This is a genomic window from Serratia liquefaciens ATCC 27592, assembly GCF_000422085.1.
Classification (GTDB): Bacteria; Pseudomonadota; Gammaproteobacteria; order Enterobacterales; family Enterobacteriaceae; genus Serratia; species Serratia liquefaciens.
Genome location: NC_021741.1, coordinates 29,013 through 48,886, shown reverse-complemented (window position 1 = coordinate 48,886; position 19,874 = coordinate 29,013). Strand labels below are relative to the sequence as shown.

At 57.4% G+C, this 19,874-nt stretch carries 17 protein-coding genes; 8 read left to right on the top strand and 9 right to left on the bottom strand.

Translation table 11 applies throughout. The annotated features are described in order from the left end of the window. Positions 1-57: 57 nt before the first annotated feature. Positions 58-837, top strand: coding sequence for a methyltransferase domain-containing protein (locus tag M495_RS00220; protein WP_020824673.1), 780 nt, complete (start codon positions 58-60; stop codon positions 835-837). A gap of 32 nt (positions 838-869) precedes the next feature. Here the strand turns inward: M495_RS00220 and M495_RS00215 are convergent, their stop codons facing one another. Together M495_RS00215 and M495_RS00210 are read right to left on the bottom strand one after the other, a co-directional pair. Next, positions 870-1,232: a YibL family ribosome-associated protein gene (locus tag M495_RS00215; protein ID WP_020824672.1), complete on the bottom strand. Its 363-nt coding sequence runs from the start codon at positions 1,230-1,232 to the stop codon at positions 870-872. A gap of 71 nt (positions 1,233-1,303) precedes the next feature. Next, positions 1,304-2,770 (bottom strand): aminotransferase-like domain-containing protein, encoded by a 1,467-nt coding sequence (locus tag M495_RS00210; RefSeq protein WP_020824671.1) that lies wholly within the window; start codon positions 2,768-2,770, stop codon positions 1,304-1,306. 140 nt (positions 2,771-2,910) lie between these two features. Here M495_RS00210 and M495_RS00205 point away from each other — a divergent pair, with 140 nt between their 5' ends. After that, entirely contained in the window at positions 2,911-3,519 is a 609-nt protein-coding gene (locus M495_RS00205) for a LysE family translocator (protein ID WP_020824670.1), read from the top strand. Here M495_RS00205 and M495_RS00200 read toward each other — a convergent pair. The 4 genes from M495_RS00200 to M495_RS00185 form a co-directional block, all read right to left on the bottom strand. Continuing rightward, on the bottom strand, positions 3,516-4,067 hold the full coding sequence (locus tag M495_RS00200; RefSeq protein ID WP_020824669.1) for an MltR family transcriptional regulator: 552 nt from the start codon (positions 4,065-4,067) through the stop codon (positions 3,516-3,518). The two genes, M495_RS00205 and M495_RS00200, sit on opposite strands and share 4 nt — an antisense overlap. A gap of 173 nt (positions 4,068-4,240) precedes the next feature. Further along, complete coding sequence (locus M495_RS00195) at positions 4,241-5,395, bottom strand: mannitol-1-phosphate 5-dehydrogenase (protein ID WP_020824668.1); 1,155 nt, start codon at positions 5,393-5,395, stop codon at positions 4,241-4,243. Positions 5,396-5,453: 58 nt separating this feature from the next. Continuing rightward, a complete protein-coding gene (locus tag M495_RS00190) occupies positions 5,454-7,373 on the bottom strand; it encodes a PTS mannitol transporter subunit IICBA (RefSeq protein WP_020824667.1) in 1,920 nt (639 codons plus the stop codon). A gap of 533 nt (positions 7,374-7,906) precedes the next feature. After that, positions 7,907-8,626, bottom strand: coding sequence for a DUF3053 domain-containing protein (locus M495_RS00185; protein ID WP_020824666.1), 720 nt, complete (start codon positions 8,624-8,626; stop codon positions 7,907-7,909). A gap of 277 nt (positions 8,627-8,903) precedes the next feature. Here M495_RS00185 and M495_RS00180 point away from each other — a divergent pair, with 277 nt between their 5' ends. After that, the gene (locus M495_RS00180; protein ID WP_236615023.1) at positions 8,904-9,869 is read left to right on the top strand and encodes a Fic family protein; all 966 of its coding nucleotides are present in this window, start codon (positions 8,904-8,906) and stop codon (positions 9,867-9,869) included. A gap of 38 nt (positions 9,870-9,907) precedes the next feature. Here the strand turns inward: M495_RS00180 and glyS are convergent, their stop codons facing one another. Both glyS and glyQ read right to left on the bottom strand, forming a co-directional pair. Then, positions 9,908-11,977 carry a glycine--tRNA ligase subunit beta gene (gene glyS, locus M495_RS00175; protein WP_020824664.1) on the bottom strand — a complete coding sequence of 690 codons (2,070 nt, stop codon included), beginning with the start codon at positions 11,975-11,977 and terminating at the stop codon, positions 9,908-9,910. Positions 11,978-11,986: 9 nt separating this feature from the next. Continuing rightward, on the bottom strand, positions 11,987-12,901 hold the full coding sequence (gene glyQ / locus M495_RS00170) for a glycine--tRNA ligase subunit alpha (protein WP_020824663.1): 915 nt from the start codon (positions 12,899-12,901) through the stop codon (positions 11,987-11,989). Between the two features lie 261 nt (positions 12,902-13,162). Between glyQ and M495_RS00165 the strand changes: the two genes are divergently transcribed. Continuing rightward, the gene (locus M495_RS00165; RefSeq protein WP_020824662.1) at positions 13,163-14,503 is read left to right on the top strand and encodes an MFS transporter; all 1,341 of its coding nucleotides are present in this window, start codon (positions 13,163-13,165) and stop codon (positions 14,501-14,503) included. Positions 14,504-14,521: 18 nt separating this feature from the next. Here M495_RS00165 and M495_RS00160 read toward each other — a convergent pair whose 3' ends face one another. Continuing rightward, complete coding sequence (locus M495_RS00160) at positions 14,522-16,510, bottom strand: autotransporter domain-containing esterase (protein WP_020824661.1); 1,989 nt, start codon at positions 16,508-16,510, stop codon at positions 14,522-14,524. Positions 16,511-16,707: 197 nt separating this feature from the next. Here M495_RS00160 and M495_RS00155 point away from each other — a divergent pair, with 197 nt between their 5' ends. The 4 genes from M495_RS00155 (at position 16,708) to M495_RS00140 (ending at position 19,798) form a co-directional block, all read left to right on the top strand. Beyond that, the gene (locus tag M495_RS00155; protein ID WP_020824660.1) at positions 16,708-17,274 is read left to right on the top strand and encodes a DNA-3-methyladenine glycosylase I; all 567 of its coding nucleotides are present in this window, start codon (positions 16,708-16,710) and stop codon (positions 17,272-17,274) included. Beyond that, positions 17,271-17,705, top strand: coding sequence for an N-acetyltransferase (locus M495_RS00150; RefSeq protein WP_170868541.1), 435 nt, complete (start codon positions 17,271-17,273; stop codon positions 17,703-17,705). Before M495_RS00155 ends, M495_RS00150 begins: the two co-directional genes overlap by 4 nt. A gap of 267 nt (positions 17,706-17,972) precedes the next feature. Then, on the top strand, positions 17,973-18,635 hold the full coding sequence (locus M495_RS00145; RefSeq protein ID WP_020824658.1) for an OmpA family lipoprotein: 663 nt from the start codon (positions 17,973-17,975) through the stop codon (positions 18,633-18,635). Between the two features lie 128 nt (positions 18,636-18,763). Continuing rightward, positions 18,764-19,798, top strand: a complete 1,035-nt coding sequence (locus M495_RS00140) for a LacI family DNA-binding transcriptional regulator (protein ID WP_020824657.1) — start codon at positions 18,764-18,766, stop codon at positions 19,796-19,798. Positions 19,799-19,874 lie beyond the last annotated feature (76 nt).

The following is a 19,874-nucleotide window of genomic DNA, read 5'->3' as shown; positions in this document are numbered from 1 at the left end:
CCGACCTATACTGTGATGCAACCCAACCGGCAACCTCTTTCAGGCAGGAGCAAAGTTATGACCTCCCCATCTCATTCGATCCACCATGCCGCAGCCGCTGGCTATCAGGCCAATTCCGATCGCTACGTTAAAGGGCGACCGGATTACCCACCGGAAGTTGCCGCTTGGCTGCGCGACACCCTCGGCCTGCATGCCGGTATGACGGTGATCGATCTCGGGGCCGGCACCGGCAAATTCACGCCCCGCCTGCTGGAAACCGGCGCTCAGGTGATCGCCGTTGAACCGGTGGCGCAGATGTTGGAAAAGCTGTCGATTGCGCTGCCGCAGGTGAAAACATTGGCGGGCACCGCGGAGTCGATCCCGCTGCCGGATGAATCAGTGGACGCCGTGGTCTGCGCACAGTCCTTCCACTGGTTCGCCACGCCGCAGGCGTTGGCCGAGATAAAGCGTATTCTCAAACCCGGCGGCAAGCTTGGCCTGGTGTGGAACATGCGCGATGCGCGCGTAAGTTGGGTGCGTAAGCTGAACCAGATTGTCGACCGTCACGAAGGCGACGCCCCGCGTTTTTACACCGGAGAATGGCGTAAACTTTTCCCGTTCAAAGGGCTGGATGCGCTGCAGGAGCAGGTATTTATGCTCGCCCACCAGGGTGCGGCAGAAGATGTGATTTATAACCGGGTGCGTTCCACCAGCTTTATCGCTGCCTTGCCGCCCCAGCAGCAGGAAGAAGTGATCGATGAGATCCGCCAACTGGTGGCAGAAGAAGAGGAATTGCAGGGCAAAGAAAACCTGACCGTGCCCTATCAGACCAAGGCGTATTTCACCACCAAGCTATGAAAACGGGGCGCCATCGACGGCGCCCCTGGCGATCAGAAAGCTTTTCTGGCGTAGCCAGTGACCACTTTCAGGCCCATTTCACGGCCCAGAGCGGTCATTGGGTGCACCACGATCAGGCCGCGCACGTTTTTCTTCAACGAGCCCATATCCGCCTGTTCTTTCTTGGTGATTTCACGGCTGAACGGCAGTTGGCTCAGCTTTTGCGCTTCTGCGCTCAGCTTTTCAACACGTACGCCTTTCAGGCGCTCGATTTCTGCCGCCAGCTTCTCTTTTTCTTTGGTGTGCTGGGCAATCAGATCGGGATTGCCCTGTTGGATCACCAGGGTGTCTTTGTGGTTCAGTGCGTCCAGCAGGTCGCTAAGGCGCTTAATCTCTGCCTTTTCTATCTCTTTCATGGTTTCTGGCCTGTTGTGCCTGTCGGCACGCTAATCAATGATGCCCACATTGTAGCAAAATGCGCGCGTCGTTACCCGTCTTGCGCAATGCCCGGCGGCAAGCCACTCATCTCGCAGGCTTTAGCCCCCACGCGTGCCAGCGCCTGGCTGTAGCGCGCATTAAACGGATAACAACAGGATAGCCGCAACGCATTACGATAGCGGCCGCTGGGAGAATACAGCGTGCCAGGCGTCAGGCAGATCTGCTCCTCCAACAGCTGGTGGAACAGCGCTACGCTGTCGACCCCGTCCGGAAACTCCACCCAGAACACAAATCCCCCCGCCGGTTGCGTGGCTCGCGTACCGCGTGGAAAGTGACGCGCAATCAACCCTCGCGCCTCATCCACCTGGGCGGCATAGCGCTTGCGCAGGTTGCGCAGATGGTGATCGTAGCCACCGGTTTCCAGAAACATCGCCAGAGTTTCCGACAGCAACTGTGACTCGGACATTGACGACACCGCCTTCAGCTTGCGCAACGCATCGTTGAAACGTCCGCCGCTGATCCAACCAATGCGAAAATCCGGCGCCAGCGTCTTGGTAAAGCTGGAGCAAAACAGCACCCAACCGTCGCGGTCGAATGATTTTACCGCCGGGGAGAGTGCGCCACCGAACTGGATCTCCGCGTACAACCCGTCCTCAATTAGCGGCACCTGATGATCGTTCATCAGCCGCGCCAGGCGTTTTTTCGCCGCCAGCGGCATGGTGCAACCCAACGGATTTTGCACCGTCGGCATGGCGATCACCGCGTTCAGTCGTTTCTCGTTCAGCAACAGTTCCAGCGCGTCCAATGACAGCCCGTGTTGCGGATCGGTGGGGATTTCCAGCGCTTTCAGCCCCAGACTGGCCAGCAGCGGCAGCAGGTAAAAATAGGTCGGCGATTCCAGCCCGATACAGTCGCCCGGTTTGGTGGTTACCCGCAGCGCCAGTTGCAATGCTTCCATGCAACCGTGCGTCAGCGTAATATCGCCCGGTTCCAGCAGCATACCCAGCGTCATCGAACGACGCGTGATCTGCTGACGCAGCCGCAGGCTACCGGGCGGCAGCGCGTACTGACCGATCAGGTTCGGCTGGCGACGCAGCTGCGATGAAAGCATCCGCCCCAATTTCCCGCCGGGGTAAAAATCCGAGGTCTGCGGGCAGGCCAGCGAAAGGTTGGTGAATGCCGGGTTCTGCTGGGCGGCAAACACGGTGTCGATCAAGGCCAGCACATCGTCCGCCGGTGGCTCTATTCGGCTGCTGGTCGGCAAAGCGGCCTTCAACGCCGGCAGAGTGTTGCACACATAAAACCCCGACTGTGGCCGCGCCTCTATCAATCCGCGATCTTCCAGCGTGCGGTAAGCCGCGACCACGGTATTGATGCTGACGCTGTGGGTTTGCGCGCAGCGACGCACCGAGGGTAAACGGCTGCCGGGCAGCAGCGTACCGCGGCGAATGGCTTCCGCCAGCGTATCCGCCAGCTGTTGGTAGCGCGTTTCCGGCATTTCATCGAGCAGGGTCACAGTTTGTCTCCAGGCAATGGGTACAGTTTAATATTGGTATAACTGTATCCATAACAATAACTGGTTTTTGGTTCTGTCACCATCCATCGACAGGTTTTATGCTGGTTCCCTTGCTCCCCCAGCCCTGAGAGGAACCCATTATGCTGGACTCCGCTTTTATCAGTTATGTCACCGTCATGTCGATCACCCCAGGCCCCAACAACCTGCTGCTGGCGTCGTCCGGCGTCAATTTTGGCCTGCGCCGCACTCTGCCGATGGTTTTTGGCATCAGCGTCGGCTGCGCCGTGCAGCTGGCCCTGACCACCACCCTGCTGGCGTTGATTTTGAGCTGGGCCGGGATGATCCGTTTTCCACTGGCGGTGATCGGTTGCACCTATCTGCTGTGGCTATCCTGGAAGCTGTTCAAAGCGGCATCGCCGGACGGCAAACAGCAGGCGCAGCCAATGCGCTTAATCAACGGGGCGTTGTTCCAGGCGGTCAATCCCAAAGCCTGGCTGATGGCCATTAACGTCGCCATTCTGTTCACCCCGCGGGAAGGCGCCAGCCTCAGTCATACGTTGATGATTATCGCTGCCTTTACCGCGCTGAACATTCCCTGCGTCTTGGTCTGGGCGGTGTTGGGCGATCGCCTGCGTGATGCGCTGCGAGTGACCTGGAAACTGCGGTTGTTTAACGGCGTGATGGCGGGATTGATGGCAGCCACGGCACTGTGGCTGCTGTTCGACGAGTGGCGCGCGGCCTTTGCCTAACTGCGGCCGAGAGGAGAGAGCCGGGACGGTTGTTTGGCGCCGATACCGGCTATCAGATCGGTGACGGAAAGCACCATAGTGGAACGCAACACCTGTTGATAGCGCTGGCGCTGCATGGCGATCAGCGACTCTTCCGCTTCGCCGGGCTGCAGGAAAGTCGGCACCGGCGGCAACGCGGTCACGCAGTGCAACTCGCCGAACGGCCCGAGGATTTCATCATCGACAAAGCGGTATTCTGTCCCGTCGTGATTCAACTCTTCGCGCATCGCCATCAGCAACTCGGCATCTTCGTATTCGTGGCGGGAGATCACTCCCAGCCCGTACATCAGCTTCAGGCGCACCGACAACTCCCCCAGCGGACCGGCACCGGACAATAGCGGTTCGACGGCATACTTCACCGCATAATCGTCCTTGCGAAACACCTGCACCACCAGTACGTTGAGCGCTTCCGCCAGCAGCTCTACCGCCGCTATCAGGAAACTGCGCACCGTCTTGCCTGCGTTCAGCCTTTCCAGAACCTTATTTTCAAATGCCTGTGCTTCTTCCATCGTCGCTTTTCGAATGGCGTGGGAGGGGTATGCTGTATCGGCCACTAATTTAATACCATAGGCGTTATTGTCGCAGCCAGTTTGCGGGCGGACAGCGCGCAGAATCCGGAGCGTACACGTAGTACGTGAGGAATTCGAGCACTGCCCAACCGTAAAATGGCAAGTAAAATAGCCTATTGGCGCTGCATGGCGTTATACACAGCAATGGCCTGTTCTACAACCTCGCTTTCCGCCGGCAGGCCGGAAATTTGCGCCAGCGCCGCTTTTGGCCCCAGTTCAGCCAGCAGTTCCACCAGCTCTTTAGCCTGCGGATCCTGCTCGCTGCGGTAGCTCATGGCGGCGGCGATGCCCTGAATCAGGTTCGCGTGCGGCAGGCCGTATTCCAAAGTGCCCAACAGGGGTTTGATCAGACGATCGCCCGCGCTCAGCTTGCGCAGCGGTTGGCGCCCCACACGCTCAACGTCGTCGTGCAGATACGGGTTCTCAAAGCGACTGAGGATTTTGTCGATATAAGCGGCATGCTTGGCGGCGTCAAAGCCATAACGTTTGATCAATACCGCTCCGCTCTCTTCCATAGCCCCTTTCACCACGCGGCGGATCGCCGGGTCCAGAATGGCATCGCGAATGGTCTGCAGACCGGCCTGCTGGCCAAGATAAGCGGTGATGGCATGACCGGTATTGAGCGTGAACAGTTTGCGTTCGACAAACGCCATCAGGTTATCGGTCAGCTCCATGCCGGCGATCGCCGGTGGCTGGCCCTTGAACTGGGTCTGGTCGACAATCCACTCGCTGAAGGTTTCCACCGTCACTTCCAGCGGATCGCTGCTGCCCGCTTCCGCCGGCGGCACAATGCGGTCAACCGCCGAGTCAACAAAGCCGACATGCTGCTCGACCCACGCCTGCTCGTCCTGCGGCAACGCATCGAACACATGTTGTTTTAACTGGCTGGTGCCGCGCACCATGTTTTCGCAGGCAATGATGTTCAGCGGTTGGTTGTTGCCCTGTTGATGACGCTTGATCAGCCCTTTGGCAATAGTACCGGCAATTTTACCCAGGATCTGCGGGCCCACCGCGGTCGTCACGATATCCGCTTCGGCGATCAGCGCTACCGCCTCTTCACTGCCGCTGTTCACTGCGCTGACGTTGTTGACCGGCTCGACCCGCTCCTGTTCGCCGACCACGTGAACCTGGTAGCTTTTACGGCTGTTCAACAGATCCAACACCGTTTGGTTAACATCGGCAAAAGTCAGTTCGGCCTGCGCGTCCGCCAGCAGCTTGCCGATAAAACCACGCCCAATATTTCCCGCACCGAAATGTAATGCTTTCATATTCCTACCTTTCTAATGTCGAAGGGTGCAGCAAGCTGCACCCCTTAAAATGATTCTGTTATCCGGCTTTCTTGCCGCTAAGCAGGTCCAGCACTTCCTGTACGCTGGTGGTATTCGCCAGCCGCTCAATGACGCCGTCGTCGTCCAGGGCATTGGTCAGGCTGGTGATCACCTGGATATGTTCGTTGTTGCGTGCGGCGATACCGATAACCAGTCGTGCCACCTCGTCCTCTTCATCGCCAAAGCGCACTCCTTGCGGGTACTGGCAGAACACCACGCCGGTGCGCAACACCCGGTCCTTGGCTTCGATGGTGCCGTGCGGCACGGCGATTGACTCGCCCAGGTAGGTTGAGGTGAGTTTTTCACGCTCCAGCATCGCCGCGACGTATTCCGGCTCAACGTAACCGCCTTTGACCAACTGCTCGCCGGCGAAGCGGATCGCCTTCTCCTTGTCGCTGGCCTGCAGATTAAGGAACACGTTGCTTTCGCTCAGTTTGAACAGGTTTTGCTCGGTGGCCTCAAAGCTGTCGTCCAGCGTGCTGATGACTTTCTGCTGGTTATCGGTGGTTTTATTGGCCGCCACCAGGCGCTCGGTCAGATCGTTGTACAGCTTGCTGTCGAGGAAATTGGTCAGCGAGATGTGCTGTGCCTGCGGCGCATGACGCATCGCGCGCTCAGTCAGGTCACGGTGAGTGATCACCAGATCCACATCATCCGGCAGGTTGTTGATGGCACTGTTGGTCACGGAGATATTTTTCAGCCCGGCGTCCGCCACTTTTTTGCGCAGTACCCCGGCCCCCATGGCGCTGGAACCCATGCCCGCATCGCAGGCAACGATGATTTTACGCACCGTGGTCAGGTCACCATCCACCGCTGCATGAGCCGCAGCACCGCCTTTAGACTGGGATTTCATCGCCTGTACGCGGCGAGTGGCCTCTTCCAGGTCATCCTCTTCTTTCGCTTTCGAAGTTTTCAGCAGGAACCCGGCAACCACAAAGGACACCACGAACGCTGCGGCGATCGCCGCCAGGTTGGCGAAGTAAGCGCCCTTAGGGGTCATCGCCAATACCGCCAGAATCGAACCCGGAGAAGCCGGAGACACCAGACCGCCGTTCAGCAGGGTCAGTGTGAACACGCCGGTCATACCGCCGAGGATCACCGCCAGCAGCAGGCGTGGATTCATCAGCACGTACGGGAAGTAAATTTCGTGGATACCACCGAAGAAGTGGATGATCGCGGCACCACCGGCAGACTGCTTGGCACTGCCGCGGCCAAAGAACATGTAGGCCATCAGTACGCCCATACCCGGGCCTGGGTTGGCTTCAATCAGGAAGAAGATGGATTTACCGGTTTCGGTCGCCTGCTGAATGCCCAACGGCGAGAAGATACCGTGGTTGATGGCGTTGTTCAGGAACAGGATTTTCGCTGGCTCCACGAAGATTGACGCCAGCGGCAGCAGGTTATTGGTCACCATGATGTTCACGCCGGTCGCCAGGATATGTGACAACCCTTCAACCAGCGGGCCAATGGCCAAAAATGCCAGAATAGCCAGCAGCATACCGATAATGCCGGCGGAGAAGTTGTTCACCAACATCTCAAAGCCGCTTTTGATTTTGCCGTCTACCCAGCGGTCAAAATGCTTGATGGCCCAGCCGCCCAGCGGACCGGCAATCATGGCGCCGAGGAACATCGGCATATCTGCCCCGACAATCACGCCCATGGTGGTGATAGCGCCCACCACCCCACCGCGATCGCCTCCCACCAGACGGCCACCGGTAAAACCGATCAGCAGCGGCAGCAGGTAAGTGATCATTGGGCCAACCAGTTTGGCTAAGGTTTCGTTCGGCAGCCAACCGGTAGGAATGAATAACGCGGTGATGATACCCCAGGCGATAAAGGCGCCAATGTTAGGCATCACCATGTTGCTTAAGAAGCGGCCAAAGTTTTGAACTTTGACTTTGATGTCTGGTGAAAACATAAAACACACCCCTATTGTTACGCGCTGACAATAAGAGCGCGTGATTATTGTTGTTACGATCCAGCCGTGTTGTTGCTGTATGCGAAATGGACTCTATCACGCAGTTTTTACCGTGCGAACTTCATGGAATTTTTGTGACAAATATCACACTAACACCCCCATTATCGTGGCACTTATAGTGATCCTGATCACAGTTACTCAGTGTAAAAAAGCCACAACGAGAACAAAATTCGCCTAAAACCCAATTAAATGTGATTTGAGTCACATTTAATTGATGCGCGTTTGTTTTTAAATTGTGATGGTGATCACAATCTATTTTTCAGTGGCTACCGAATCCTGGCTTGAAGAAGGTCTTCCCTGTGAGCATTCATCCCGTCGGGAAATAGCGGTGCGATGAATGAAAGAAAACTACATGTCGGAAATAGATGATTAATTGAAGTGTAGTACAGATGCGTGGTGCAAGAAGTGAGCAAGCCGTTGGAAAGTCAGAAGGGAATGGCAGAAGCCGGACTGCCGGCTTCTGCGTTTGGAGATTACTGAGTAACGCTGGAGACGATTTTCTGTGCGTTAAGTAAATCCTGCTGCTTGGCCACCAGATTCGACATCATGGTGTTGTACTGCGTTGCCTGCTGGGAAGTACGGAACTGCACGCCGTTATTATTAAAGGCCACCTGATTGCCCTGGGCACGCAGGAAATCACCCACCTGAACCAGATCCTGAACGAAGCTGGCCGTGGTCGGAATCACCGGCATCAGCGCATTGGCCGGCCCGGTAACAATCTTGTCGTACGCCTGGTTATACACGGCTTTCAGATCGTCAGGTTGCTTCAGCGCTGTCCGGGCAGTATCCGCCTGCGACTTGGCTGACTGGATTTGCTGCCCCAGCAGGTTCAGCGCCCCAACGGACTGTTGCAGCGTATCGCGCTTGCTCATGTAGTCCTGTGCGGTGCGGATCTGGTTAATCTGATCCAACGCCGGCGTCAGGCTGGCATCCAGTGATTTGGACAGTTGCTGAGAAAAACCGACCAGGATGGCGTAATCACCGGCATAGTTGCCGAACTTCTGTTTCTGATCTTCGCTCAGCGTCGGGATTTTCGCGCCGCTGCGCATCACCGTATTCTGGATGTAATCAATAAACGCCTTGCGTTGCTCCGGCTCTTTATCGCCGCAGGCAGTCAATTGCATGACCACCAACAATGCCAATACCGGGGCCAACCAACGCGCGAAAACTCTGCTCTTGATCCCTACCGCCATGTGACATAACTCCTGTTATAAACCTGCTTTTTCATCGGACTCCGTCCCTTTTGCTGCACTCCTTGCGCCTATAAGAATAGATCAACTGAATGCGATCCGATACGCGATTCACCTTTTGGTGGTTATTCTTGGGCGAAAGGCCAACATGCAAGGTGCTATACGCGCTGGCAAGGGGCTACTGTACCGACTCAGGGGCATGATACACTTTTGTATCATTTATCACCGGGCCAAGCTGCGCATGTCATCCTATCAGCCACCGTTGACCATCAGCTCACGCATGCTGCATCTGGTAACCGATGTTGGCGATCGGCTTGCGCGTTTAAAAATGCAGGCTGAGCAAGAACATGCCTTACGACTACGCCGCATCAACCGCATCCGTACCATTCAGGGCTCTTTGGCTATCGAAGGCAATACTTTAAGTGAAGAGCAGATCACCGCCATCATCGAAGGTAAACGTATCATTGCGCCACCTCGCGATATTCAGGAGGCGCTCAATGCTATTCGTTGCTATGGAAACTTGAACAACTGGCGTCCCATGCAGGAGGAGGATTTACTCGCTGCACACCGGCTGCTAATGGCTGGCCTATTGCCAGATGCCGGACATTACCGCCATGGCGGTGTCGGAGTGATGAACGGTAAAACCGTCATTCATATGGCGCCACCTGCGGAAAGGGTTTGCCAGTTAATTCGGCAACTGCTGCTCTGGTTAAAAGAGACCGACCTACCGCCGCTGATCGCAAGCTGTGTATTTCATTACGAATTTGAGTTTATCCACCCTTTCGCCGATGGTAACGGACGAATGGGCAGACTGTGGCAAACGCTGATCCTGTCACGTTGGGAGCCCTTGTTTGCCAACGTGCCGGTTGAAAGCCTGGTACATGACAATCACTCCGGTTATTACCAGGCGCTGAACACCAGTAACCAACAGAGTGACTGCGCTCCCTTTGTCGAATTTATGCTGGGCATGATCTTGCGAGCGCTAGAACATAGCCTTACCCCCCAAGTCACCCCCCAAGTCACCCCCCAAGTCGCCGAACTATTGGCGATACTTAAAGGCGAGATGTCACGCGAGGAAATTCAGCATGCGCTGCAACTGCAGGATCGAAAATCTTTCAGTGAGCGTTATTTACGTCCTGCGCTAAACGCGCGGCTAATTGAAATGACCCTGCCCGAAAAACCCAACAGTCGCCTGCAAAAATACCGACTAACCGCTCAAGGTGTTTCGCTGCACCGACGGCAATAAAAAAGGCGCCCTAAGGCGCCTTTTCACGACAGAACCGCTTATTGCAGTACGGAGATATCCGCGACCTGCAGGAACAGCTCACGCAGCTTGCTCAGCAACGTCAGACGGTTTACACGCACCGCTTCGTCATCGGCCATCACCATCACGTTGTCGAAGAACGCATCGACCGGCTCACGCAGCTCCGCCAATTCCACCAGCGCATCCTGGTAGCGGCCTTCAGCAAAGAAAGGCTCCAGCTTATCGCGCAGCACCACCAGGTGGGTCGCCAGTTGGATCTCAGCCGCCTCTTTCAACACCGAAGCGTGAACGCGATCGTTCAGCGTATCGGTAGATTTGGCCAGGATGTTGGAGACGCGCTTGTTGGCCGCCGCCAGCGTCGTAGCCGCTTCCAGCGTACGGAAGTGAGTGACCGCCTTGACGCGTGCGTCGAAGTCCGCAGGCTTGGTCGGACGACGTGCCAGCACCGCTTGAATGGTGTCGACGGCGTGACCTTCTTCCTGATACCAGGCGCGGAAACGGCCCAGCATGAATTCGACAACTTCGTCGACGACCTTGGCGTTGGTCAGCTTGCTGCCGTACAGGCGCACGGCCTCTTCGGTCAGGGTCTGCAGATCCAGCGGCAGGTTTTTCTCAACGATGATGCGCAGCACGCCCAGCGCGGCACGGCGCAGTGCGAACGGGTCTTTATCACCTTTCGGATGTTGCCCAATGCCGAAGATACCGGCCAGGGTGTCCATCTTGTCGGCGATCGCCAGCGAACAGGCCACCAGCGATTCCGGCAGCGCATCGCCGGCAAAACGCGGCTGATACTGCTCGTTCAGCGCAACGGCAACGTCTTCCGCTTCGCCGTCATGACGCGCATAGTGCATGCCCATCACGCCCTGAGTGTCGGTGAATTCGAAGACCATATTGGTCATCAGATCGCACTTCGACAGCAGGCCCGCGCGGGTGGCGTGGTTAACGTCGGCACCAATTTGGCCGGCAACCCAGCCCGCCAGCGCCTGGATGCGATCGGTCTTGTCGCGCAAGGTTCCCAATTGCTGTTGGAACAGCACGGTTTCCAGACGCGGCAGATTGTCTTCCAGGCGTTTTTTACGGTCGGTATTGAAGAAGAACTCGGCATCGGCCAGACGCGGGCGCACCACCTTCTCGTTACCGGAGATGATTTGCTGCGGATCTTTGGATTCGATATTGGCCACGAAGATAAAGTTCGGCATCAGGTTGCCCGCGGCGTCATACACCGGGAAATACTTCTGATCGCCCTTCATGGTGTAGACCAGCGCTTCCGCCGGCACCGCCAGGAATTTCTCTTCGAATTTGGCCGTCAGCACCACCGGCCATTCCACCAGCGAGGCCACTTCTTCCAACAGGCTTTCGCTCAGATCGGCCTTGCCGCCAAGCTGCTGCGCTGCCAGCTCCGCATCGCGCTTGATCAGCGCCTTGCGGGTTTCATAATCGGCCACCACTTTACCGCGTTCCAGCAGGATCTGCGGATATTGGTCAGCGTTGTCGAGGGTGAGTTCGGCTTCACCCATAAAGCGGTGACCGCGAATAGTGCGGCCAGAATCGATGCCCAACACGGTGCCCGGGATCAGTTCTTCACCCAGCAACAGGGTCACGGTGTGAACCGGACGCACGAACTGCACGTCAGAATTGCCCCAACGCATCAGTTTCGGGATCGGCAGCTTGGCCAACGAATTGCTGACCATGCCCGCCAGCAGCGCTTGCGCAGGCTGGCCTTTAACATGGGCGCGATACAGCAGCCATTCACCTTTATCGGTCACCAGGCGTTCGGCCTGATCGACGGTGATGCCACAACCGCGTGCCCAACCTTCGGCCGCTTTGCTTGGCTTGCCTTCGGCGTCAAACGCCTGGGCAATGGCCGGGCCGCGCTTTTCGACTTCGCGATCGGCCTGCGCAGCGCGCAAGTCGGCCACTTTCAGCGCCAGACGGCGCGGTGCGGCAAACCAGCTCACTTCGCCATGTTCGAGATTGGCACTGTCGAGCTCGGCGGTAAAATTCGCGGCAAAGGATTCTGCCAGTGAACGAAGAGCCTTCGGCGGCAGCTCTTCCGTGCCGATTTCCACCAGGAAAGTCTGTTGAGTCATGGCTGCCTCTTAGTTCTCGTTCTTTTTGCACATTGGGAAGCCCAGCGCTTCGCGGGAAGCATAGTAGGCCTCGGCAACGGCTTTGGTCAGCGTGCGGATACGCAGAATATAACGCTGACGCTCGGTCACCGAGATCGCCTTGCGCGCATCCAGCAGGTTGAAGGTGTGGCCGGCCTTCAGAATACGTTCGTAAGCCGGCAGCGGCAGCGGTTTCTCCAGCGCCAGCAGCGATTGGGCTTCTTTCTCGTACTGCTCAAAGCAGGAGAACAGGAAGTCCACGTCGGCGTATTCGAAGTTATAAGTGGACTGCTCCACTTCGTTCTGGTGGAACACGTCGCCATAGGTGGTCACACCCAGCGGGCCGTTGCTCCACACCAGATCGTATACGCTGTCCACGCCCTGGATATACATCGCCAGACGTTCCAGACCGTAGGTGATCTCGCCGGTGACCGGTTTGCACTCCAGGCCGCCAACCTGCTGGAAGTAAGTGAACTGCGTCACTTCCATGCCGTTGAGCCAAACTTCCCAGCCCAGGCCCCAGGCGCCGAGCGTCGGGTTTTCCCAGTTATCTTCCACGAAGCGGATGTCGTGAATGGTCGGATCCAGACCCAGCTCTTTCAGCGAGCCCAGGTACAGTTCCTGAATGTTGTCCGGCGATGGCTTAATCACCACCTGGAACTGATAGTAGTGTTGCAAACGGTTCGGGTTTTCACCGTAGCGGCCGTCAGTCGGACGGCGGGACGGCTGCACGTAGGCGGTAGCCATTGGCTCCGGCCCCAGCGCGCGCAGGCACGTCATCGGGTGAGAGGTTCCCGCGCCGACTTCCATGTCCAGTGGTTGAACGATGGTGCAGCCTTGGCGCGCCCAATAGTCCTGCAGTGTCAGGATCAGGCCCTGAAAGGTCTTGGTATCAAACTTTTGCATGTTGAATTCGCACGCGATACAAGTGGATTTAAATGGGATGGGCCAGTATACCCGTTGACCGTAAGATATACAGCCAGAATCCCGCAACAAGTGTGAATCATCAAAGAAGCGCGGTCTTTTCGCGCACTAAAACGGGGCAAATGCCCCTCTGTAGCGCCGTTTCAGCGTCATAATCCCCCCAATTCCCCGGCCAGAAGGCATCACTCAGGCTGGCACCAACCTTGCTAGCGTCCTGATATCCCCCTTTCAGGAGATTCGCTGATGACAACCGCCTTAACCGACAGCCGCTATCGTTACCGCATTTTCGCCATGGTGTTCTTCATTGCACTGATCAACTACGTCGATCGCGGCGCACTGTCCTTCGCCGCCAACGATATCTCCCATGAATTCAACTTCAACAAGGCGCAGCTGGGCGCCGTGCTGGGCTATTTTGGCTTTGGCTATTTGTTCGGTTCGCTGTGCGGCGGTTTTCTGGCCGACCGTATCGGCACCAAAAAAGTCTGGCTGATCGCCGGGGCGCTGTGGTCGCTGCTGGAGATTGCGACCGCCTGGGCCGGCGAACTGGGCGTGGCGCTGTTCGGCGGTTCCGCCATTATGGGGTTTGCCGCACTGCGGATCATGTTCGGCTTTGCCGAAGGTCCGGCCTACGCGCTGATGAATAAAACCATCGCCAACTGGGCGCCGCGCAAAGAGCGTGGCTTTTCGCTGGGTATCGGGTTGCTGAGCACCCAGGTGGGTTCGCTGCTGACCGCGCCGCTGGCCGTGGGGTTACTGCTATTGACCGATGACTGGCGCAGCATGTTCATGCTGCTGGGCCTGTTTTCGCTGATCGCCATTTTGCTGTTTGCCCGTTTCTTCACCGACACGCCGCAGGAGCATCCTGAAGTCAACGCCGCCGAATTGGCCATCATCAGCGCCGATCAGGAAGCCGATAACGCACAAGCACCTCTGCCATGGTGGGCGTTTTTCACCAACCGCACGCTGGTATTTAACGCGCTGGGTTACTTCTCATTCCTTTACGTCACCTTTGTATTGGTGACCTGGGGCCCCAAATACCTGCAGGATACTTTCAACTACGATCTGCATTCGCTGTGGTACGTGGCGATGATCCCGTGGAGCGGTGCCTGCTTCACCGTGCTGCTCGGCGGCCGCATCGCCGATGCGCTGTTGAAACGCTTTGGCAACCTGCGGCTGGCGCGCAACCTGTTTGCGGCAGTCACCTTGTTGCTGACCGCCACCTGCTTCGTCTTGATCCCCTTTATGAGCACGCCGACCGAAATCATTTTGTTGATGACGCTGGGCAATGCGCTGAATGCGCTGGTCAATAACGTGTATTGGTCGGTGGTGATAGACGTCACGCCGAAGGCTTCGGTGGGGGCTTACAGCGGCATGACGCTGGCGATCGCCAATATTGCCTCGATCACCGCGCCGATGCTGAGTGGTTGGCTGGCACAGCATCACGGTTATGGCGCCATGTTCTTCGCCACCGCCGTGGTGTCTTTCTGCAGCATGCTGTGCATGACGCTGCTACAGCCGGAAAAAAAGATTATGGCAGATATCACGCTGCCCAACCGCCCAAGTATACAGCAAACGGCCCCCTAAGCGATCGGGCATCGGCACTCAAAAACGGGCGCTGACCCCGACGTTATACATAAACTGTTCGCCACTGCTCAGGCCGCCGGTCTGAGAAACGGTGGCGAAAGCCGCCACCTGATCGGTCAACGGCATATTCGCCCCCAGCGTCACATCCACCCAGTTTTTATCCTGGCTGGCACTGTCGCGAGTGAACGAAGTCTGCGTGGACTTCAGGCCACCACCGGCACGGTAAACGTCATCACCAAACTGATGCTGATAGCTCACCTCAGCATAGGGATTAAACAGGCCGAACTTGCTGTCCAACCGCCAACCTAACGCACCGATCTGCGAATGGTAGGTCTGATCGTTAAAGCGCATGGCGGTGCTGTCATTGCCGTCTTCGCTGTAACCGGAGACGTTGCTGTAATCCCAGGCAAACTGTGCCATCGGTCCGGTGTTCAGGTAAGAGGTGACGGGGAAATCGTAACCGGCGGTGATCCGCGCCCCCCACTGCTTGCCGTCGGTGCTGCCGGTTTCGGTACGGGTTAACGCCCCAAGCTGCATGCTGCGGCGAATATCATCGTAATTCATCGTCGCATAGTGCAGATCGGCATTCACCCAACCGTTTTCAAACAGCTCAAGGGCGGTAAAGGCGGAAAATAGCAGGCCACGCGCTTTGTAGTCGTAGCGGCTGGAGGGCTGTTGATCGTCATTGGAGCCGGAAATCAGCGCGCCGATCAGCCAGCCGTCGGTCAACTGGTAATCCACCCCTACCGTCAGATTATGAGTAGTGGCATTGCCGTCGCCCGCCGCGAGATTGGAAGAATAATCATAGTGCTGCCCGGCATAGCCTCCGAACACGCCCAGCGATCCTTGCGGGTTTTCGCCACTGCGCAGCTGTTGAAAACGGCTGTCGAGGGTAGCACGGCTGTCACGCGCCATGGCCGCCGTCGCCTGATTCAGCGCCACCACCTGCGCAGGACCGTCGAGCACCGCCTGAATGTAATCGGCAATCAACAGATGCGCCTGCGGGCTGGGGTGGAAATGGTCGGCGAACAGGTAGGCCTGGCTGCTATCAAAACCCGGCATGGTAGAACGGCACACCGCAGAGGAGACGCCCGGCGGACAGGCCATGCCTGCGGTATTGGTGAAGCCAAACTGCGCCGGGTTGGCAATCGCCTCGCCAAACAGTTTGTTCACGTCAACCCGGACGATGTTCCCGCCCCCCTGCGCCAGCAGGTGGTCTTCGCTTTGGTTATAGAAATCGGTCAGTTGTGCCGCCTGCGCGCTGAGGCTGTCATAGGCTGCAATCAGCTGTGCGGCAATCGCCTGCTGCACCTGGGGGATCGCGCTGCCCTGCGCCGCTGCCGCCGTCAGGGCCTGATGGATAGCCTCGGCACGTGAAGCGTTATCCGGCGTGGCCAGCGAATTCAGGGTGGCGTAGGCCGCCTGAACCGCTGCGTTTTGCACCGGCGTCAACGCCTGCTGGATGATCAGCTCCATCAACTGCGGCGTGGAACCAATATTCGGCACCGTCGGCACGATCACCGTACCGGCACCGGCATTCAGCAATGAATGAACCTGCGCGGCCGCCGCCGCTGCGCTGTTGTAGGCTACGCCCGGCGCGGTCGTCGAGTTTAATGCCGCCGCCGCCAGGTCGTTGCCGCCAATCCAGTGTATATACAGGCCATCGCCGTCAGCCCGTCCATTGACCTGACCGAGGTAGCTCTGCACCTGATCCTGCGTATTGTCCGCCGGGTTGAGCGCCGGCACCGCCACGCCCCCGCCGGCGGCGTAGTTATTGCCGCCATCGTCCGAAGCCACTAACGCCGCGCCGATGCGTTGCGCCAGTACTTCGTCGTATAACAGATGTTTATTGCTGTCGTAGGTAAAGCGGCCATTGTTGCCGGTATCGCTCAGACTGTCACCGAAGACGTAGAGTTGGTCATAAGCCAGCACCGGGGTCGTCATACTGCATAATATCGCCACTGCAAGCACCGCCCGGCGGGGCAGACAGGTTATTTTAAGAGGCATGAATAGACTCCTGAGAGCCAGCAAATGAAGGAAAATACGTTTTTATCATTGGCCTTTTTATCTGCCGGCCATCTAGTAAATATTGCTGGCTTTTCCCCCACGTCAAGCCGACTGATGATAAAACAATCAGGGGCTTGCCAAGTTCACCACTTCAGGTAATGATTACTGTAAATAAACACAGCACAAGGACAGTCAGTATGGCCAATGAACGTTGCGGTTGGGTGACGGCGGATCCGTTATATCTCGAGTATCACGACAAGGAATGGGGCGCACCAACCACCGATGCGCGCGAGCTGTTTGAAATGCTATGCCTTGAAGGCCAGCAGGCCGGGCTGTCCTGGATCACCGTGCTGAAAAAGCGTGAGAATTACCGGCGCGCCTTCCACAATTTTGATCCGCTGCGCGTGGCCGCTATCGATGAACAAGAGATAGCCGCGCTGTTGCAAGACAGCGGCATTATCCGCCACCGGGGCAAAATTGAAGCCATCATCGCCAATGCCAAAGCCTATCTGGCCATGGAAGCGGCCGGGGAAGATTTTGTCACTTTTATCTGGTCATTTGTCGACGGCGAACCGCAGCTCAACAGTTGGCAGCAACTGAACCAGGTGCCGGCGAAAACCGAACGCTCGGACGCGATGTCCAAGGCACTGAAAAAACGCGGCTTCAAATTTATCGGATCCACCACCTGCTACGCCTTTATGCAAGCCAGCGGGTTGGTGAACGATCATCTCACAGGATGCCTCTGCTACCCAAAGCCGCAGTGATCCGCCCCTGCCACCCGGCAGATATGGAGCGGTTAATGGCCTTGTGGTTGCCCAGCACCATTGCTGCGCACCCGTTCGTCAAGGAAAGCTACTGGCAAGAAAGCGCGACGCTGGTGCGGGAAAACTATCTGCCGCGAGCGCAAAGCTGGGCCTATTGGCATCAAGGGGAAATCGTCGGGTTTATCAGCGTGTTGGATCAACGCTTTATTGGCGCACTGTTCGTTGAACAGGCCTTTCACGGCCATGGCGTAGGACAGGCGCTGATGGCGCACGTACAACAGCGCTATCCCCAGCTAAGCCTGGAGGTGTATGAGCAAAACCTGCGCGCCTGCGCGTTCTACCACAAGCTGGGGTTTCAGGTGACGCAGCGTCTGTTTAACGAAGAAACGCAGGCCTATACCTTAATCATGAACTGGCCGTCCGCAGTTTAAATCTTGTCACTTCCGGCTAAAAAAGGCGCATCCCGCACCGGGATGCGTTCAATTCAGAATCCGCTGCATGGTATTCCCTCGCTTTTTGCCGGATAACAGGCTCAAGCCCGTTATCCGCTTATATTTTGTCACGTTTTTTTCCGGAACTGCCGGAAAGTATCCGCGTCATAGTAGCGCCTCGGCACGTCTTGGCATGCCGACAACGGTTTTTTAGCGCCCCCAAATTGGATTGGCGCACCCAGATTCTGATGCCACAAAGGAAAAAAGATGAAAAAACGCATTGCGATTATTGCCGGCGCGGTGAGCGTGGCGCTCACGCTGTCAGCCTGTACCACCAACCCGTACACCGGGGAATCCGAAGCCGGTAAATCCGGTATTGGCGCAGGCCTGGGCGCCGCGCTGGGTGCCGGCGTTGGCGTGCTGTCCTCGTCGAAAAAAGACCGCGGCAAAGGCGCACTGATCGGCGCAGCGGCAGGTGCAGCATTGGGCGGTGGCGCCGGCTATTACATGGACGTGCAGGAAGCCAAGCTGCGCGACAAAATGAAAGGCACCGGCGTCAGCGTTACCCGTCAGGGCGACAATATCGTGCTAAACATGCCGAACAATGTCACCTTTGACAGCAGCAGCGCCACCCTGAAACCGGCGGGTGCCAACACCCTGACCGGCGTTGCCATGGTACTGAAGGAATACCCGAAAACGGCGGTTAACGTGGTCGGCTACACCGACAGCACCGGCTCCCGTTCACTGAACATGACCCTGTCGCAGCAACGTGCCGACGGCGTGGGCAGCGCGTTAATCACCCAGGGCGTGGCGGCTAACCGCATTCGCACCACCGGGGCAGGCCCGGATAATCCGATCGCCTCCAACAGCACGGCAGAAGGCAAGGCGCAAAACCGTCGCGTCGAGATCACCCTCAGCCCGCTGCAATAATCCCGAGCGGGGCACAATGCCCCGCCATTTTTATCCTGTCGATCCCCTTCCCGTATCCCATTCAACATTCCCGGCTATACATTCTGTGTGATAGTCTCCTTGGCAATTAACCTCAGGGGAGATCGGTTGTGAGCAGTGTTAAGGCAATACGCGCCTCGGGGCGGGCCACCATCAGCGATGTGGCGAAAACCGCCAAGACCGGTAAAACCAGCGTATCGCGCTACTTGAATGGTGAGCAGCACCTGCTTTCTGACGATCTCAAACAGCGCATCGAGCAGGCTATCCTCCAGCTCGACTACCGCCCAAGCCAGATGGCGCGGAGCCTGAAAGGCGGACAGACGCGGCTGATTGGCCTGATTATCGCCGATATAACCAACCCCTATTCGGTGGACGTGATGCGCGGCATCGAAGCCGCCTGCCGTCAGCACGGCTTTACCCTGCTGGTGTGTAACACCAACAACGAAGTCAATCAGGAACAGCACTACCTGCAACTGCTCAGCAGCTACCGGGTAGAGGGCATTGTGGTCAACGCCGTTGGTATGCGCGAAGAGGCGTTATCGACGCTGCAACAATCCATGCTGCCGATGGTACTGATCGACCGAAAAATTCATGATTTCGCCTGCGATGTGGTGGGCCTCAACAACCACGAAGCCGCGACGACCGCCACGGAACACCTGCTGCAACAGGGTTTCGAAGCCATTTTGTTTCTCAGCGAGCCCATTGGCACGGTCAATACCCGCCTGGAGCGGCTGCACGCGTTTAACCAAACCATGGCGCAACATGCCGGTCTGTTGGCCGAACAGGCCGAAGTTCCGCTGAACGACGTCAAGCTGCTGGAAGGGGTGCTCGGCGACTTCAATACTCGCCATCGCGGCATGCGCAAAGCGGTGATTTCCGCCAACGGTGCCCTGACCCTGCAGGTAGCACGCGCCATGCGTCGACTGGGTATCCAATGGGGCAGCGATATCGGCCTGCTGGGCTTTGACGAACTGGAATGGGCCGAACTGGCCGGCGTGGGCATCACCACGCTGAAACAGCCGACCTATCAGATGGGCCACGCCGCGCTAGAGCAACTGGTGCAACGCATTCAGGGTCTGGATACCCCCATCAGCGAGCAGATGTTCCCCGGTGAACTGATCGTGCGCGGTTCCACCACCCGATAATCCCCCCTTCTTTCCCGCTCAGGGCGCGACATACGGCGCCCCAGCCACATCCTCCCCAGACTATTTTTTGCTCATG

Coding starts and splice junctions, on each gene's coding strand:
- M495_RS00220 (WP_020824673.1), top strand. CDS start 58: ATGACCTCCCCATCTCATTCGATCCACCATGCCGCAGCCGCTGGCTAT.
- M495_RS00215 (WP_020824672.1), bottom strand. CDS start 1,232: ATGAAAGAGATAGAAAAGGCAGAGATTAAGCGCCTTAGCGACCTGCTG.
- M495_RS00205 (WP_020824670.1), top strand. CDS start 2,911: ATGCTGGACTCCGCTTTTATCAGTTATGTCACCGTCATGTCGATCACC.
- M495_RS00200 (WP_020824669.1), bottom strand. CDS start 4,067: ATGGAAGAAGCACAGGCATTTGAAAATAAGGTTCTGGAAAGGCTGAAC.
- M495_RS00195 (WP_020824668.1), bottom strand. CDS start 5,395: ATGAAAGCATTACATTTCGGTGCGGGAAATATTGGGCGTGGTTTTATC.
- M495_RS00190 (WP_020824667.1), bottom strand. CDS start 7,373: ATGTTTTCACCAGACATCAAAGTCAAAGTTCAAAACTTTGGCCGCTTC.
- M495_RS00185 (WP_020824666.1), bottom strand. CDS start 8,626: ATGGCGGTAGGGATCAAGAGCAGAGTTTTCGCGCGTTGGTTGGCCCCG.
- M495_RS00180 (WP_236615023.1), top strand. CDS start 8,904: ATGCTGCATCTGGTAACCGATGTTGGCGATCGGCTTGCGCGTTTAAAA.
- glyS (WP_020824664.1), bottom strand. CDS start 11,977: ATGACTCAACAGACTTTCCTGGTGGAAATCGGCACGGAAGAGCTGCCG.
- glyQ (WP_020824663.1), bottom strand. CDS start 12,901: ATGCAAAAGTTTGATACCAAGACCTTTCAGGGCCTGATCCTGACACTG.
- M495_RS00165 (WP_020824662.1), top strand. CDS start 13,163: ATGACAACCGCCTTAACCGACAGCCGCTATCGTTACCGCATTTTCGCC.
- M495_RS00160 (WP_020824661.1), bottom strand. CDS start 16,510: ATGCCTCTTAAAATAACCTGTCTGCCCCGCCGGGCGGTGCTTGCAGTG.
- M495_RS00155 (WP_020824660.1), top strand. CDS start 16,708: ATGGCCAATGAACGTTGCGGTTGGGTGACGGCGGATCCGTTATATCTC.
- M495_RS00145 (WP_020824658.1), top strand. CDS start 17,973: ATGAAAAAACGCATTGCGATTATTGCCGGCGCGGTGAGCGTGGCGCTC.